Raw genomic sequence first — 16,404 nt, 5'->3', positions numbered from 1 at the left:
GGCTTCACTCATCGCAAATGCTATAGATTGGGTGCCAGCCAGCGCTGTGCTTCACTGACGGCCAGGCCGTTGCGCCGTGCCCAGTCTTCCAGCTGATCGGTATCAATTTTGCCTACCGCAAAATAACGTGCCGCAGGGTGTGCCAGGTAGAATCCGGACACGGATGCGGCTGGCCACATGGCGCAGGATTCGGTCAGCGTCATGCCAGTAAGTTTGGGCACTTCCAGCAGTTCAAACAGACCCCGTTTGGCCAGATGATCCGGGCAAGCCGGGTAACCGGGTGCCGGACGGATGCCTCGATAAGCTTCTTTGATCAACGCGGCATTATCCAGTTGCTCATCGGCGGCATAGCCCCAATACCTCATGCGCACCTCACGGTGCAACCATTCGGCAAAGGCTTCGGCCAGGCGATCGGCCAGAGACTTGAGCATGATGCTGCGGTAATCATCGTGCGCGGCTTCAAAGCGCTTTACGTGAGACTCAATGCCTTCGCCACAGGAAACCGCAAAACCCCCAATCCAGTCAGCCGTGGTGCCACTTGGTTTTTTCTCGGCAATGAAATCTGCAAGGCACCAGTTGGGTTTGCCCGCCGGTCGCTCCTGCTGCTGACGCAGGTTGTGCCAGATCATCCCGGTGTGCTGACGCGATTCATCGGTATAGATTTCGATGTCGTCTCCAACGCGATTGGCCGGAAACAGGCCGAATACGCCTCGTGGTTGAAGCCATTTTTCGGCCACAATCTGCGCGAGCATCATTTGCGCATCGGCGTAGACCTGTCGGGCGGTTTCGCCGACCACCTTGTCATCCAGAATGGCCGGGAATGAACCCGTCAGATCCCAGGTCTGGAAGAAAGGGCTCCAATCGATATACGGCACCAGCGCATCCAGTGCCGGTGTTACCACCTGAACACCGGTATATTGAGGTGCAACCGGTTGGTAGTCGGCGTATTCACCGGCGAAAGCATCAAAAGCGTTGGCCTGCGCGGTTTCAATCGGAACGAGCGTCACGCCCTTCTTGTTGGCATGCTGCTGGCGTACTTTTTCATAGTCAGCGGCAAGCTCGGCGCGATAGTTGGCCGATTTCTCAAGATCCGAAGACAGCAGATTTGACACCACGCCCACAGCGCGCGAGGCATCCGGCACGTAGACCACCGGGTGGTCGTAGTTCGGTGCAATCTTGATCGCGGTATGCGCCCGGCTGGTAGTCGCACCACCGATCATCAGCGGAATGTCGAAACCCTGACGCGTCATCTCATGGGCGATATGGGTCATTTCTTCCAGCGAGGGGGTAATCAGACCGGAAAGACCAATGACTTGGGCTTCGTGTTCAATCGCTGCTTTCAGAATCTGGTCACACGGCACCATGACGCCGAGATCAACCACTTCATAGCCATTACAACCGAGTACGACAGCCACAATGTTTTTGCCGATGTCGTGCACATCGCCCTTAACCGTGGCGATGACGATCTTGCCCTTGGCGGCGGCACCGGTACGTGCTTTCTCTTCTTCAATAAACGGCACCAGGTGCGCAACAGCCTGCTTCATGACGCGGGCAGATTTCACCACCTGCGGTAGGAACATCTTGCCGGCGCCAAACAGATCGCCGACGGTGTTCATGCCCGCCATGAGGGGGCCCTCGATCACGGCCAGTGGCGGCTTACCATCGGCAGCCAGTGCGGCACGGCATTCTTCGGTATCGGCTACGACGTAGTCGGTAATGCCCTTGACCATGGCATGGCTCAGGCGCTCATCAACCGGCCAGCTGCGCCAGGCCAGATCTTCGACCTTTTCCTTGGCGGTACCCTTCACACTCTGGGCAAACTCCACCAGCGCATCGCCGGCGCCGGCGTGTTTATTGAGCACCACGTCTTCAACCTTGGCACGCAAGTCGGGCTCAATCTCATCATAGACCCCGAGCTGACCGGCGTTGACGATGCCCATCGTCATGCCCGCCTGGATGGCGTGATAGAGAAATACCGTGTGAATCGCTTCGCGTACCGGATCGTTACCGCGGAACGAGAACGAGACGTTGGAAACGCCGCCCGAGATGTGGGCATGCGGCAGATGTGCTTTGATCCAGCGCACGGCCTCGATGAAGTCGACCGCGTAGCCATCATGCTCGGGAATACCCGTGGCAATGGCAAAGATGTTCGGATCGAAGATGATGTCTTCAGGTGGGAAGCCGTTGGCGACGAGCAGCTTGTAGGCGCGTTCGCAGATCTCGACCTTGCGCGCAAAGGTGTCGGCCTGACCCTTTTCGTCAAAGGCCATCACGATCACAGCTGCGCCATACTGGCGTGCTAGATTGGCCTGGCGTAGAAATTCGGCTTCGCCTTCCTTCATGGAAATCGAGTTAACGATTCCTTTGCCCTGAATGCACTTCAGACCAGCTTCAATCACTGACCACTTCGACGAATCGATCATGAGCGGCACGCGCGAGATATCCGGCTCGGAGGCAATCAAATTCAGGAAGCGCACCATGGCGGCTTCCGAATCCAACATGGCTTCATCCATGTTGATGTCGATGATCTGGGCGCCGTTTTCAACCTGCTGACGGGCGACTGCCAGCGCGTCATCAAAACGACTTTCGAGAATCATCTTGGCGAAGGCACGCGAACCCGTCACATTGGTGCGTTCCCCCACGTTCACAAAGAAAGACTCCGGACCGATTTCGCAGAGTTCTAGTCCAGATAGACGTAGACGATGTGGGACAACGGCCGGCTGGCGGGGTTTGATACCGGCGACTGCATTGGCGATCGCGCAGATATGATCCGGCGTGGTGCCACAGCAACCGCCCACGATATTGACCAGGCCGTGAACGGCCCATTCGCGGATGTCTTCGGCCAGCATCGCCGGTGTTTCATCGTAGCCGCCAAAGGCATTCGGTAGGCCGGCGTTCGGGTGTGCCGAGGTGTACGTCGGGCAGATGCGGGCAAGTGTTTCAACGTGTGGACGGAGTTCCTTGGCGCCCAGTGCGCAGTTCAAGCCCATCGAGATCGGGCGTGCATGCGCCAGCGATGTCCAGAAGGCTTCCGCCGTTTGCCCGGAGAGCGTACGACCGGAGGCGTCGGTGATGGTGCCCGAAATCATGATCGGCCAGCGGCGGCCGCGTGCGGTGAAAACCTGCTCAACCGCCATCACGGCGGCTTTGGCATTCAGCGTATCGAACACGGTCTCGATGAGTATGATGTCGGCGCCCCCATCGATCAGGCCATTCGTTGCCTCGACGTAGTTGCTGACCAGTTCATCAAAGGTGACATTCCGAGCCCCTGGATCATTCACATCGGGTGAGATCGAACCCGTGCGCGAGGTCGGGCCGATGACGCCGGCGACCAGACGTGGCTTCGCGGGGTTCTGGGCGGTGTATTTGTCACATGCAGCGCGCGCCAAGGCGGCGCCAGCCACGTTGAGCTCGTAGACAATGTCTTCAAGCTTGTAGTCGGATTGCGATAGGCGTGTGGCGTTGAAGGTGTTGGTTTCAATAATATCGGCGCCTGCCGCCAGATATTGCTCATGAATGCCCTGAATCACATCTGGCCGGGTTAAAAGCAGCAAATCATTATTACCCTTGAGATCATGCGGATGATCCGCAAAACGCGCGCCACGGAAGTCGGCTTCGGTCAGGCTATGCCGCTGAATCATGGTCCCCATGGCGCCATCCAGCACGAGGACGCGCTCTTTCAGGTGGGACAGAATCTCTTCAGTGCGATCGGGCTGTGGTGCGGATTGTGGTGCAGTCATGGCCATTCATCTTAAAAAAACAAACCCGCCGGTCAGCGGGGCTGCAAGCGGCGGGTGTTCGATATCCCATCGCTTTAGCAGTATTTGGTAGCGCGCCCGCAAGCTGAGGAGCTCAAATCGGCGCGTGGAAATATCCAAGCCGTGACAATACGGGTCTGAGGCTTGTGCGTCAAGTAAATCAATGGCTTGGCGCGTTAAAAACAACTATGGTTAAAATGCATCACTATGGCACGCACCTGGTACCTGGTTCAGAGTAAACCCCGTAATGAAGCGCGGGCGTTAGAGAATCTATTGCGCCAGGGCTATGAGACCTATTTGCCGCTCATGGAGGTGGAACGCCTGCAACGCGGCAAATTGCTCAAGAAACTAGAGCCCCTCTTTCCGCGATACCTGTTCCTGCACCTGGAAGAAGGTAACGACAACTGGGGGCCGATCCGTTCCACCCTCGGCATTGCCGGTATGGTGCGCTTCGGGCTGGCCTATGCCACGGTCTCCGAGGCCGTGATCGAAGGTATCCGGGAGCGTACGCAAGAAGTGAAGAAAACCCTGTTCGAGACTGGCGACAGCGTGCAGGTAGTGAGCGGGCCCCTGGTTGGCTTGGAGGGCGTCTTTGAGATCGCCGATGGCGAGCAACGCAGCTTCGTCCTGCTGGAGTTTATGCAAAAGCAGCAGCGAGTATCCGTGTCAACGGCGGATCTACGGACAGCCCGCTACTAGACTTGAGTTTTACCCCAGGAAACGGCGGGTCAGCGCCACCCAATAGGAAATCCCCAGCGCCGTAATGTCATCATTGAAGTCGTAGTGCGGATTATGCAGTGTGCAACCGCCTTCGCCCGGACCATTGCCCAGCCACACATAACAGCCGGGTTTTTCCAGCAGCATGTAGGCAAAGTCCTCGGCGCCCATCGAGGGCAGCTCGTCGGTGATGACCTGGGTTTCCCCAATCAGCGTCGCAGCAGTTTCTTGACAGAAACGTGCTTCCGCGGGGCTATTAACAGTCGGCGGGTAACGCTGCTCGAAACGGACTTCGACCTGGGCACCGAAGGTCGCGGCAATGCCCGTGCAGATTTCCTGGATGCGACGCTCCGCCAGTTGCTGGACTTCCGGTTTGAAGGTCCGGATCGTGCCACGCAGCACGGCATCTTCCGGAATCACGTTCCAGGCGTCACCCGCATGAAACTGGGTGACCGAAACCACACCGGCATCACAGGGATGCAGATTGCGTGAAACGATAGTTTGCAACGCCTGAATGATCTGGGTACCGACCAGAATAGTGTCCACGCCCTGGTGCGGCATGGCGGCATGACAACCATGACCGCGGATCAGAATTTCCAGGCCACAGGTGCCCGCCATAACCGGGCCAGGCATGATGGCCATTTGCCCCACCGGCAGACCAGGCCAGTTGTGCAGCCCGAACACCGCTTCAACCGGAAACTGCCTGAAGAGCCCCTGCTCGATCATGACACGTGCACCGCCTTCACCCTCTTCGGCCGGCTGGAAAATCAGGACGGCTGTGCCATCGAAATCTCGGTGTTCGGACAAATAGCGTGCCGCCCCTAGCAACATGGCGGTATGACCATCGTGGCCACAGGCATGCATTTTGCCGGCATGCCGTGAACGATGCGGAAACTCATTAAGTTCCGGCATGGGCAATGCATCCATGTCGGCACGCAGGCCGATCATGCGGTCGCTGTTGCCACGTGTGCCTTTGATGACACCCACGACGCCGGTACCGGCCAGGCCGCGATGCACCTCGACCCCGTAGCTTTCCAGTGTCCGGGCAACCACATCAGCCGTACGGCTTTCTTCAAAGGCCAGTTCCGGATGGGCGTGGATGTCGCGACGGATGGCGGTAATTTCCGCCAGGAAAGGCAGGTCAAGCAAAGTTACATGCAATGTCATAGCGCACCTGAGGCATGGCCTCTGTGTTTAATCGTCTGTCACCATTATGGCGCATTCCCCAGCTATACTGAAACCATCATGGAACTTGTCGTCATCAGCGGCCTATCGGGCTCCGGAAAATCCATCGCGCTGGCTGTCTTGGAAGACGCCGGGTATTACTGTGTCGACAATCTGCCGGCCGATATGCTGCCGGTACTGGTGGGCCATTTGCAACGGGATGGTTATACGCGTGTCGGCGTTGCTGTCGATGTGCGCAGCGGCCCGTCGCTGGAAGCACTGCCCAAAGCACTGGAAGATCTGCGCCGTGACGCTCATGTCAGCGTGCTCTTCCTGGATGCCGATGATGAAACACTATTACAGCGCTTTTCCGAAACACGGCGGGCCCACCCACTCACTAGCGAGACCCTAACGCTTGCTGAGGCACTCCGCCACGAAAGGGCGCTACTCGAGCCCATTGCCGAAAGGGGCCACCGGCTAGATACAAGCCATTTAAAACCAGCGATCCTGCGCGCCTGGATCCGGGACTTTCTCAAAGTCGACAGCCAGGATGGGCTGACACTGGTGTTTGAATCTTTTGGCTTTAAACATGGGGTACCACGCGATGCCGATCTGATGTTTGACGTTCGCTGTTTGCCAAATCCGCATTACGACCCTGCATTACGGCCATTAACCGGTCGTGATGTCCCTGTCGCCGCTTTTCTCGAATCGCAACCGGATGCACTGAAGTTACGCGAAGATATCGCCCGCTTTGTTAAGGACTGGTTGCCCAAGTACGGCCACGATAATCGCTCCTACCTCACGGTTGCCATCGGTTGTACCGGTGGCCAGCACCGCTCAGTCTGGATGACCGAGTGGCTGGCAACGCAATTCGCCGACCGGCCCGATGTTCTGGTACGCCATCGTGAACAGTCTCCGCAGACACCCACACCCGCTGCTACTGAGAAATCTGCTGCGGCCCGGTGATGTGCTGGTGTTGCTGGTCGGTATTGTCGGCTGGATCACCCTCTCGGTGTCGTTATGGCAATCAGGACCTGCAGCGCAGGCGCAGGTGCGCCGGGATGGGCAGCTGATTGCCGCCTATGCATTAAATGAACCTCGCACGGTGTCGGTTGACGGCGCCCTTGGGCCGACCGTGATTCGTATTGAATCAGGTCGGGCTCGTGTCATGAGCGATCCCGGGCCCCGTCAATACTGTGTGAAACAAGGATGGCTAACCCGGCCCGGCGAAATGGCGCTGTGCGCCCCCAATCACATCAGTCTGACGCTCACCGGCGGTCAGCCGACCTATGAGTCGATGGCTTACTGATGCGCACCTTAACGCTCACAGCCGATGATCACCGCATCGCCCGCCTGACGGCAGCGGCGATTGCCATTGCCCTGGTGGAATCGGCCGTTCCCAGCCCACTCCCCGGTGTAAAACCCGGCTTGGCCAACATCATCACCCTACTGGTGTTATTGCGTTATGACTGGGCAACCGCTGCCTGGGTGACCATACTCCGTGTGCTGGCGGTGAGTCTGCTGGTCGGCCAGTTTCTGGCGCCGGGCTTTATCCTGTCGCTGGGCGGGGCCGTCGCTTCACTCGCTGTGCTGTGGGCCTTACGCCCCTTGGTCCACAGTCCCTCAAGCGGGTTTGGGCCGGTAACGCTATCGATTCTGGCTGCGCTCGCACACATGCTGGCCCAGCTCGGCATAGTCCGTCTCTGGCTGGTACCCAGCCCCGGTGTCTGGGCTCTGGCACCCGTGTTCTTGGGCGCCGCCTTGTTTTTTGGTACGCTGAACGGACTGATCGTTGCCTGGCTGATGCAGCCTGCAACGAATAATGATCCATACCCGGATCCCCAATGAAACCCAAGCGCAACATGACTGATTCGATGAATCTTCCTGAAACGATGCCCAGCACACCTCCCCGACCTCGCCGCGTTTGCCTGGCCTGGACGGGTGCCTCCGGCTTACCCTATGGCCTACGCCTCCTGGACTGCCTGTTGAGTGCGGGTGTCACCGTGGAGCTGATCTATTCGCAAGCAGCACAAGTTGTCGCGCAGCAGGAATTGTCGTTGCGTTTGCCGTCATCACCCGACGAGGCCAATGCCTTGCTGCTTGCCCAGTTTCCCGGCCGGCCGGGAAACTTGCGCGTTTACGGTCGGGACGCCTGGTTCTCGCCCGTAGCTTCCGGATCCAACCCGCCCGATGCGATGGTGGTCTGCCCTTGTTCGATGGGTACCCTGGCCAGTATTGCCGCCGGCCTGGCCGACAACCTGATTGAGCGGGCTGCTGATGTCGTGCTGAAGGAGCGGCGTACCCTGATCATGGTGCCGCGCGAAACACCTTTTTCGGTGATTCATCTTGAGAACATGCTGCGCCTGGCAAAAGCCGGTGCCGTGATCGTACCGCCGTCACCGGGTTTCTATGAACATCCACAAAGCGTGGCTGACATGGTGGACTTTGTGGTGGCCCGTATTCTGGACCAGCTACGGATAACTCATAGCCTCGCGAAGCGCTGGGGCGGTGAGGTTTAAACACCATCGATCAGCTTGTTGTCGGTTCTGTTGCCAGTAGTTTTCGCCAGGGCGTGGGCAGGGCCAGTGTTTCTGCTTCAGCCAACGGGTAGGGCTCAAGTGCGCGATGCCGGTTTTGAGCGGTGGGTGATGCTGTAGACGCGATTTGATAACGCGTCACCTCGGCCTGCAGTTCAAAATGCGTGAACTTGTGACGAACCTGAACCGTACCCCGTTGTTCGGCGTTACGCGGGAGCGCGACGCTCTCGGCGTCCGGCAGGCTGAGCAATCCCCCCCAGATGCCACAGGCCTGACGGCGCTCCAGCCAGACGTGTGTATCGTCACGAATGAGCCAGACGTGCGAGGTACGCACAGGCAGCGTTGGTCGCGTTTTACGATGGGGTAGGGCTTGCACCCGATCCGTCTGTAATGCGATACAGAAGGTGCGCATCGGGCAAATCGAACATTGCGCCTTAGCACGAGTACAACAGGTGGCACCGAGATCCATCAAGCCTTGTGTGTAGGCGGCTACCTCCTTTTTCGGCAACAGTGTATCGGCCAGTTCCCACAGCTGCCGATCCACGGTGGTCGTCGTTGGCACCCCCTCAATGCCGAACACCCGGCAGAATACCCGCTTGACGTTTCCATCCAGAATCGCCGCGCGCTGCCCAAAGGCAAAAGCGCTGATGGCGGCCGCGGTAGAACGTCCGATGCCGGGCAGCGAGGCAAGCGCTGTTGCGGTCTCGGGAAACCGCCCCTGACGCTCAGCAACGACCGTACGGGCACAGGCATGCAGATTGCGGGCCCGGGCGTAATACCCCAGGCCAGCCCAGAGTTCGAGCACTGTCTCGAGCGATGCTGCCGCCAGATCCGATACCGTCGGAAAACGTTGCAGAAATCGGGTGTAATAGGGAATGACTGTTTGCACTTGCGTTTGCTGCAACATAATTTCCGACAGCCATATCCGGTAGGGATCTGTCGTGTTTTGCCAGGGCAGGTCGTGCCGACCGTGCTGCTTCTGCCAGCGAATGAGGGTGGGCGCAAATTTTTTGAGGCCGGTGGCAGTGGTCATGAGGTGATGCCGTAGAGAACAGGGTGAGCGGTATAATCTGCGCCCATCCTAACGTATTGCATCCAAATCGGCATGACCCGACTCACGCGGTCCCCTGTGACTGACAACCCCGAACCCTTTCCTTTCGAGCCGATGTCCTCGACAGGTGATGCGCAGCGCGATCTGCGCACCGCGCTTGGGCGATTCCCGACCGGCGTTGCCGTCGTCACGGCATTGGACGCGGATGGTCTGGCGATCGGACTAACGATCAGCTCTTTCAACACCGTGTCGCTGGATCCGGCACTGGTGGTCTGGAGCCTGCAACTGAGTTCCCGACATCTGGGCATTTTCGATACGACAAGCGCTTACGCCATCAACGTGCTGTCGCAATCACAGGCTGACGTATCTAATTTGTTCGCGGCATCGCTGGAGCGGCCTTTTGATCAGGTGACCTGGGCACCTGGCCTGGCGGGGGTGCCTTTACTGGCCGGTTGTTGCGCCTGGTTTGAAGTGGATAACTTCCAGCAGCTGGATGGCGGCGACCACCGGCTCTACCTGGCCAAAGTGCGACGCTTTGCGGCCGATCCTCTTCCACGACCGCTGGTGTTTCATGATGGCGACTATGCTGCGCTGACGGCAATCTCAGGGCTATAAGCACTGGGTCTGTGCACATATGACACAGGCCGCCAAAGCACGTCTATTTCTGGTCCTCGGCGATCAGCTACACCCAGACCCACATCCCCTTCTGTCTCAAGCAACTCCTGAAGATTGGGTCTTAATGGTCGAGGCACCGGACGAAGCCACGCATGTCTGGAGCCATAAAGCCCGTACCGCGCTCTTTTTTTCGGCGATGCGTCATTTTGCGCAGCGCCAGCAGGCCGCAGGCCGACGGCTGGCCTACCGACGGATCGGTGAACATGCCGCCCGATCATTGTCAGAGGCCATCAGCACGTTCTTGACTGAGCATCCCGAGATTGAGTGCTTATGCCTCCTAGAGCCTGGCGATGTCCGCGTGGCCGACGCATTGCGGGATTGTGCGCGACACCTGAAACGGCGGCTGGAAATCTGGCCCGATACGCATTTCCTTTGCACCATTCCGGATTTCGAGGCCTGGGCCGCGCGTAGCGACAAGGCAGGGCGAGATTGTCTGCGCATGGAGTTTTTTTATCGCTGGATGCGTCAGCGCACGGGTTATCTGATGCAGGATGGCCAACCCGTAGGTGGTCAATGGAACTTCGATGCCGAAAACCGCGCCGGTTTTGGTGCCGGCGGACCACCACCGGTGCCAAGCCCCGGGCTTTTTTCGCCTGACGAGCTGACACAACAAGCCTGTGCGGATGTCGCCGCTTTTTTTCCAGACCATCCGGGATCGCTCGATCATTTCAACTGGCCCGTTACACCAGAGGATGCGTTGCATGCATTGGATGATTTCATTGCGCATCGGCTTCCTCTGTTCGGACAATGGCAGGATGCCATGTGGCAGGGCGAGCCTTTTCTCTGGCACTCGCTGCTTTCAGCCGCGATGAATCTGAAGTTGCTGGATCCGCGCACGGTGATTGAACGTGCCGAGGCCGCCTATCACAACGGCCAAGCACCGCTGGCCGCGGTCGAAGGCTTTATCCGTCAGATTCTGGGTTGGCGCGAATTTGTGCGCGGCATTTATTGGCGTTACCCGGCACAGTGGCCGACCTTTAATGCGCTGGATGCGCAACGCCCCTTACCAAAGTGGTTCTGGTCTGGTCATACGCACGCAAACTGCCTGAAAGCGGCGATTGGGCAAACCCTGGCACATGGTTACGCGCATCATATTCAGCGCCTGATGGTCACCGGTAACTTTGCGCTGCTGGCTGGACTGACACCGCGCGCGGTCGGCGACTGGTATCTGGCCGTTTATGTAGATGCCGTTGCCTGGGTGGAAGAACCCAACACGCTGGGCATGGCATTGTTCGCTCTGGGCGGGCGTATGACTAGCAAGCCCTATATTGCGTCGGGCGCGTACATTAAACGCATGAGCAACTACTGCAAAGGGTGTATTTATCGGCCGGAGATTCGTACCGGCCCACAGGCCTGCCCTTTCACCACGCTGTACTGGGATTTTCTGATGCGTCACGAGGTGCTACTGCGTCAAAACGCGCGCATGGCCATGCCGTACAAAAACCTTGATCGAATGGCCGATAACGAGAAAGCGGCGATCCGCGAGTGGGCTGCGGTGCGTTTGGAACAACTCGACGCCATCTAGCGCCCATTCATTACTCGGTTTCCGTGTTTTCAACTGCAATCATGGTATCCACCGAAAACCCTAGCGTTGCCGCTTTCTGCTTCAGGGCAGTGACCACCTGCACATCCAGACGCGGCGTGCGGGAGAGAATCCACAGGTAATCACGACTCGGTGCGCCCACCAGCACCCAACGGTATTGGGGATCAAGATCAATGATCCAGTAATCCCCCCAGACTACCGGCAACCAGCTCAGCCAGTCCGGCGCAAAGCGAACCCGGAGCTGGCCGGGGTATGCGGGGTCCGGTATCTCGGCAATCCCCTGTGCAGAGATAACACCTGTCTCAGTGCGGCAACGATTCAGGACATCTATCCGTTGGTCGGCCCGCACCGTGTAGGTCGCACTCACATCACCGATGCACTTGCGCTCGAACCACATCGGCAAGCGGGCGACCTCGTACCAGCGGCCAGCATAGCGATCCAGAACCACGTTGCTGACGGTGGGCAATGCCGACGACGAGGCTTGCGCCTGCACGGATGACGCCATCCAGAAGTAGAGGCCGAGTAGCGCGAATAGGTAACGGTGTTCGTGTCTCATGGGGCGGTCTATATCCCTGTTAACGATGCGGACAATTAAGTAATCCATAATGTGCATCAGGCAAAATGTATTCATTCATTATGGAGTGACTCGCATGCAGATACCAAATTTCTTGAAGTCTATTGGCATACTGAGCGGCGCGGTATTGTTAACGGTTTTGAGCGCCACAAGCCATGCCGCCACCCCGCAAAGCTTTCTGGAGGGGTATACCCAGGAAGCCAAAGCGCAGAATCCGGCGTTCAAAGGCTTTTCGGTTAAAGCCGGTGAAAGTTTCTACAAACAGACACACGGTGGTGACTGGAGCTGCTCCAGTTGCCATACGGATAACCCGACGGCTATCGGTAAGCATGCCGTCACGAGCAAGCTGATCCAGCCCTTATCGCCGAATACCAATCCGGAACGCTTTACTGATGCCGCGAAGGTTAACAAATGGTTCAAGCGTAATTGCAATGATGTGCTTAAACGTGAATGTACGCCGGAAGAAAAAGGTAATCTGCTGACCTATCTGTTAAGCACTAAACCCTGAAAGACTCACTCATGAACTTCAAAAGCCTATTCAGTATGATTTTTGCGGCAGGACTATTCTCCGGCGTACCGACGGGTTCGTTCGCTGGAGACCATGACTACGGCCCTTATCCGGCTTATTACAGCGAAGAATGCGGCAGCTGTCACGTGCCCTATCCGGCGCAACGCATGACACAGGCCGGATGGGAAACCCAGATTAACGGACTCAAACAGCATTACGGCACCGATGCCAGCATCGATGCACCGGCCAGCCGGACGATTCTGTCTTATCTCGTTAACAATGCTGCCTGGAAAGACAAGCTGGCACCCACTGATCCGACAGCACGTCTGACGCTGACCCGCTGGTTTGTAAAGGAGCACGGCAGTGTGCCTCCCAAAGGCAAGAAATTCAGCGACTGTACCCAGTGCCACACCCAAGCCGCCGGCGGTAACTATAGTGAGCGCACCCTGAAAACACCGGTTGGGTGGCGTCGTGCCCAGTGACGCCCAGATGGTAGAAACGAATCAGAAGCCTCTGTCACCCATTCTGGTCTGGGATATCCCCACCCGATTATTTCACTGGCTGCTGGTTTTTTGTTTTGTCGTGGCGTATCTGACCAGCGAATCAGAGCGCTGGCAGCTTTGGCATGTGTCGGCAGGCTATGCCTTCGGTTTTCTGCTGCTGTTCCGACTCTGCTGGGGCATCATCGGCACCCGACACGCGCGGTTTACGGACTTTGTCCGTGGCCCCAAAGCAGTCATGCATTACCTACGTACGCTTCTAACACGCCATCCCTCGCATTATGTCGGCCACAACCCCGCCGGGGCCTGGGCAATCATCGCCATCCTCAGCCTCGGGGGCCTCACAGTATTCACCGGCTGGGCCAGCTTTAATGACTACGGGGACTGGATTGGGGAAGTCCATGAAGGTATCGTCAACGGCCTGCTTGTGGTCATTGGCATGCATGTGCTCGGTGTACTGGCATCCAGCCTGCTACACCGCGAGAACCTGGTACGCGCCATGGTCAATGGTCGCAAACAAGGCCAGCCGGCCGATGCGATCCGCTATCCGCAGTGGATCATTGGTATGCTACTGATTCTGGTGCTCGCCGCTTTTCTGTGGGTCCTGCTCACCGGACGCTTGCCCGGTCTGTTGCCATAAGCAGACGAATCACACCTCCGAATAACAGGAGCAGCACATGCGCATTCTGATTGTTGAAGACGACCCGATGCTGGGCGAAGGGCTGCAGACAGGCCTGCGACAGGCAGGCTTTCATCCGGAGTGGGTGAAAGATGGCGAAGCCGCCTGGCAGACCCTGGCCCACGAATCCTTTAACGCCGTTGTGCTGGATCTCGGCTTACCCCGACTCGACGGTATTGAAGTCTTACGCCGTGTCCGCGCCAATGAGCAGAAGCTACCCGTACTGGTTTTAACCGCACGCGACACGGCCCAGGACGTGATTGCCGGCCTCGATTCCGGTGCCGATGACTACATGATCAAGCCCTGCGACCTGGGTGAGCTGGCCGCACGCTTGCGTGCGCTGATTCGCCGCGCCGCCGGTGCTGCCGCACCCATTATTCAGATTGGTCTATTGTCGCTGGATCCTGCTTCGCGTGAAGTACGGTATGACAGCAGGGTTGTCGAGCTTTCTCCACGCGAATTTGATCTCCTGCATGAGTTGATGCTCAATGCCGGCAAAGTACTAACCCGCGCGCAACTGGAGTCGAAAATTTACCCTTGGGGTGAAGAAGTGGAATCCAACGCACTGGAAGTCCACGTTCATCACCTTCGCAAGAAAACTGCGACCGAGGTCATCAAAACCGTGCGTGGTGTCGGCTACCTGATGCCCAAATGACCTTGAAACGCTGGTGGCAACGCGCTCACGCTCGATCCGGTAGCCTGCAACTGCAGCTACTGGGTGGCACGCTCAGTCTGGTTGCGGTGATCTGGATCGGGCTCAGTGTTGTGGCATGGCGTGAGGCCGTCTCCGAAGGCGATGAACTTTTTGATGCGCACCTTGCTCAAACGGCTGCGCTGCTTGCAGTCCTGAGTAGCGATGGATCCACTGAAATCCCGGAAGAATTGCCATCGCACCGCTATGCCCGTAAGGTGGCCTTTCAGATCTGGACGGACAAGGGCAAACTAATAGCACGTTCAACCAGCGCCCCCCAAAATCTTCTGACTGAACAAGTCAAAGGATTTTCCGATCGCCGGATCGATAACCGGAGTTGGCGCGTCTACAGCCTGCGTGATGCCCGACATCACCACCTGATTCTGGTGGCTGAAACGCTCGAGGCGCGCCATGCCATCGGCTCAGAACTGGCCAAGCATTTACTAACCCCGCTCGCTGTCGCCTTACCGTTGCTGGCGATGGGTCTGGTCATCCTGATGCGGCACCGCTTTCTGCCCCTGCGTCGCCTGGCCATGTTTATCGGCCAACGCTCCCCGGAGCGACTGGATCCGATTGATCTTGGCGAAGTTCCCAGTGAGCTGCACCCGATTATCGAGCAGACCAATCGGCTATTACACCGGGTTGCCGCTTCGATTGAACAGGAACGCCGCTTTACTGCCGATGCCGCGCATGAAATCCGGACACCGCTCGCCGCGATCCGCACACATGCACAAGTAGCCATTGCCGCTACGGACATCGCTGAACGCGAACATGCCTTGGCACTCGTGATGCGCGCCAGTGACCGGGCCACGCACCTGCTGGGTCAATTACTGACATTGGCCCGTCTGGATAGCGTCAGCCTGGCGGGAGGCTTTGTCGTGTGCGACTTGCGGCGAATTGCCGTGGATGTGATCGCCGAGATCACGCCGCAAGCACTGGATAAAAATGTCGAGTGCATGCTCGACGAAGGCGCGACTGCCTGGATCAAGGGCGACCCCACGCTACTGGCCGTGCTCTTACGCAATCTGGTGGATAACGCCGTACGTTATTCGCCCGCCGGCACCGTCGTAGCCGTCACGATCCGACAGCACGGCAAAGAGGTCTGTCTGCAAGTCACCGATCAGGGGCCGGGCATTCCGGCACATGAGCGTGATCGTGTTCTGGGGCGATTTACCCGTCTGGCCGGCAGCGAGGCACCGGGTTCGGGCCTGGGCTTATCGATTGCCTTGCGGATCGCCGAACTGCATCGGGCCACGCTCACACTCACCGATGGGGCCGGTGGCTATGGGCTCTGCGTCCGCTTGGATTTACCTGCGGCACCTGCCATTTGATCCTCAAACCGCCTCACATACGGACTGTGCGTCGTACAAGGTTGACGAGTGTAACCGCACTCAGCATGAGGATCATCGACCCAATGATATCGCCCACCGCCATTGCCGCCCAGAGACGAAAGCTCTCTGCCCAGCTGTGATCTGCATAAATGCCATCTATCTCATGATTTCTGTAGACGAGCTGGTGCAGCGTTGCCGACAGGAGTCCCTGGCTGAACACGATTGTCATCACATCTCCGAAGGTCAGCTCCTCGAGATCGATACCGATTTGACGCCACCAGCACACGACCTGCATCATCAGATAGGCGGAGAACGCCGAAATGGCCGCAATAAGTACAACATTGGCTAGATCCATCGTCGGTATATGGCCAAGATACTCAATGGTTGAGAACACGGCACCGACAAATACCCCAACTGCACCGCGTAAGCCAAAAATCAGAACCGCCAATGTCCGGATACCCGCTGGAAGGAATATCAGCGATACACCCAGCGCGTAATCGAGTCCGGGCATTTGTGTTTGCAGATGCCACATCAACAGCCAGCCGACAAACCCGAATAGATAGGGCATCAAGCTGGCGTTGACAATCTTCTGCAGTGATCTGATTGAATCCATCGGCACCCTTAAACAGACCTCATTTTATGTCAGACCATGGGTACGTCGACATAACCGATATCG

17 protein-coding genes are annotated in these 16,404 nt (G+C 57.8%); 12 read left to right on the top strand and 5 right to left on the bottom strand.

All coding sequences use genetic code 11. The features are described 5' to 3' along the window. Positions 1-20 precede the first annotated feature (20 nt). Positions 21-3,740, bottom strand: coding sequence for a methionine synthase (gene metH, locus AC3GOJ_RS03925; protein WP_488236163.1), 3,720 nt, complete (start codon positions 3,738-3,740; stop codon positions 21-23). Positions 3,741-3,965: 225 nt separating this feature from the next. On the opposite strand from metH, the gene rfaH reads away from it, so the two are divergent. After that, entirely contained in the window at positions 3,966-4,457 is a 492-nt protein-coding gene (rfaH, locus tag AC3GOJ_RS03920; RefSeq protein WP_488236162.1) for a transcription/translation regulatory transformer protein RfaH, read from the top strand. A gap of 9 nt (positions 4,458-4,466) precedes the next feature. Here rfaH and AC3GOJ_RS03915 read toward each other — a convergent pair whose 3' ends face one another. Continuing rightward, a complete protein-coding gene (locus tag AC3GOJ_RS03915; protein ID WP_488236161.1) occupies positions 4,467-5,642 on the bottom strand; it encodes a M20 aminoacylase family protein in 1,176 nt (391 codons plus the stop codon). A gap of 78 nt (positions 5,643-5,720) precedes the next feature. Between AC3GOJ_RS03915 and rapZ the strand changes: the two genes are divergently transcribed. Genes rapZ through AC3GOJ_RS03895 form a run of 4 tightly spaced genes read left to right on the top strand, consistent with a single transcriptional unit; the run spans position 5,721 to position 8,158 of the window. Beyond that, on the top strand, positions 5,721-6,605 hold the full coding sequence (rapZ, locus tag AC3GOJ_RS03910) for an RNase adapter RapZ (RefSeq protein WP_488236160.1): 885 nt from the start codon (positions 5,721-5,723) through the stop codon (positions 6,603-6,605). After that, a complete protein-coding gene (locus AC3GOJ_RS03905) occupies positions 6,544-6,948 on the top strand; it encodes a NusG domain II-containing protein (protein WP_488236159.1) in 405 nt (134 codons plus the stop codon). Before rapZ ends, AC3GOJ_RS03905 begins: the two co-directional genes overlap by 62 nt. Continuing rightward, the gene (locus AC3GOJ_RS03900) at positions 6,948-7,487 is read left to right on the top strand and encodes a Gx transporter family protein (RefSeq protein WP_488236158.1); all 540 of its coding nucleotides are present in this window, start codon (positions 6,948-6,950) and stop codon (positions 7,485-7,487) included. The genes AC3GOJ_RS03905 and AC3GOJ_RS03900 overlap by 1 nt, the downstream gene beginning before the upstream one ends. A gap of 44 nt (positions 7,488-7,531) precedes the next feature. Then, a complete protein-coding gene (locus AC3GOJ_RS03895) occupies positions 7,532-8,158 on the top strand; it encodes a flavin prenyltransferase UbiX (protein WP_488236219.1) in 627 nt (208 codons plus the stop codon). A 10-nt stretch (positions 8,159-8,168) separates the two neighbouring features. Here the strand turns inward: AC3GOJ_RS03895 and mutY are convergent, their stop codons facing one another. Then, the gene (gene mutY, locus AC3GOJ_RS03890; RefSeq protein ID WP_488236157.1) at positions 8,169-9,209 is read right to left on the bottom strand and encodes an A/G-specific adenine glycosylase; all 1,041 of its coding nucleotides are present in this window, start codon (positions 9,207-9,209) and stop codon (positions 8,169-8,171) included. Positions 9,210-9,281: 72 nt separating this feature from the next. On the opposite strand from mutY, the gene AC3GOJ_RS03885 reads away from it, so the two are divergent. Beyond that, complete coding sequence (locus AC3GOJ_RS03885; RefSeq protein ID WP_488236156.1) at positions 9,282-9,842, top strand: flavin reductase family protein; 561 nt, start codon at positions 9,282-9,284, stop codon at positions 9,840-9,842. Positions 9,843-9,861: 19 nt separating this feature from the next. Then, positions 9,862-11,427, top strand: coding sequence for a cryptochrome/photolyase family protein (locus AC3GOJ_RS03880; RefSeq protein WP_488236155.1), 1,566 nt, complete (start codon positions 9,862-9,864; stop codon positions 11,425-11,427). 10 nt (positions 11,428-11,437) lie between these two features. On the opposite strand, the gene AC3GOJ_RS03875 is transcribed toward AC3GOJ_RS03880, so the two are convergent. Beyond that, positions 11,438-12,001, bottom strand: coding sequence for a lipocalin family protein (locus tag AC3GOJ_RS03875; protein WP_488236154.1), 564 nt, complete (start codon positions 11,999-12,001; stop codon positions 11,438-11,440). 94 nt (positions 12,002-12,095) lie between these two features. Here AC3GOJ_RS03875 and AC3GOJ_RS03870 point away from each other — a divergent pair, with 94 nt between their 5' ends. From AC3GOJ_RS03870 to AC3GOJ_RS03850, 5 genes are read left to right on the top strand one after another with little or no spacing between them, the layout of a single operon-like run. Further along, complete coding sequence (locus AC3GOJ_RS03870; protein ID WP_488236153.1) at positions 12,096-12,527, top strand: DUF1924 domain-containing protein; 432 nt, start codon at positions 12,096-12,098, stop codon at positions 12,525-12,527. An 11-nt stretch (positions 12,528-12,538) separates the two neighbouring features. After that, complete coding sequence (locus AC3GOJ_RS03865; protein WP_488236152.1) at positions 12,539-13,009, top strand: hypothetical protein; 471 nt, start codon at positions 12,539-12,541, stop codon at positions 13,007-13,009. 7 nt (positions 13,010-13,016) lie between these two features. Next, positions 13,017-13,667 (top strand): cytochrome b/b6 domain-containing protein, encoded by a 651-nt coding sequence (locus AC3GOJ_RS03860; RefSeq protein ID WP_488236151.1) that lies wholly within the window; start codon positions 13,017-13,019, stop codon positions 13,665-13,667. 37 nt (positions 13,668-13,704) lie between these two features. Then, positions 13,705-14,361 carry a response regulator transcription factor gene (locus AC3GOJ_RS03855; RefSeq protein ID WP_488236150.1) on the top strand — a complete coding sequence of 219 codons (657 nt, stop codon included), beginning with the start codon at positions 13,705-13,707 and terminating at the stop codon, positions 14,359-14,361. Next, positions 14,358-15,728: an ATP-binding protein gene (locus AC3GOJ_RS03850; protein WP_488236149.1), complete on the top strand. Its 1,371-nt coding sequence runs from the start codon at positions 14,358-14,360 to the stop codon at positions 15,726-15,728. Before AC3GOJ_RS03855 ends, AC3GOJ_RS03850 begins: the two co-directional genes overlap by 4 nt. A gap of 13 nt (positions 15,729-15,741) precedes the next feature. Here the strand turns inward: AC3GOJ_RS03850 and AC3GOJ_RS03845 are convergent, their stop codons facing one another. Next, positions 15,742-16,341, bottom strand: coding sequence for a hypothetical protein (locus tag AC3GOJ_RS03845; RefSeq protein ID WP_488236148.1), 600 nt, complete (start codon positions 16,339-16,341; stop codon positions 15,742-15,744). Positions 16,342-16,404: the final 63 nt, after the last annotated feature.

The sequence above is a fragment of the Fluviibacter sp. genome (genome assembly GCF_057744235.1).
Note: the sequence above shows the minus strand (reverse complement) of the source record. Positions and strands in the feature narration are given on the sequence as shown.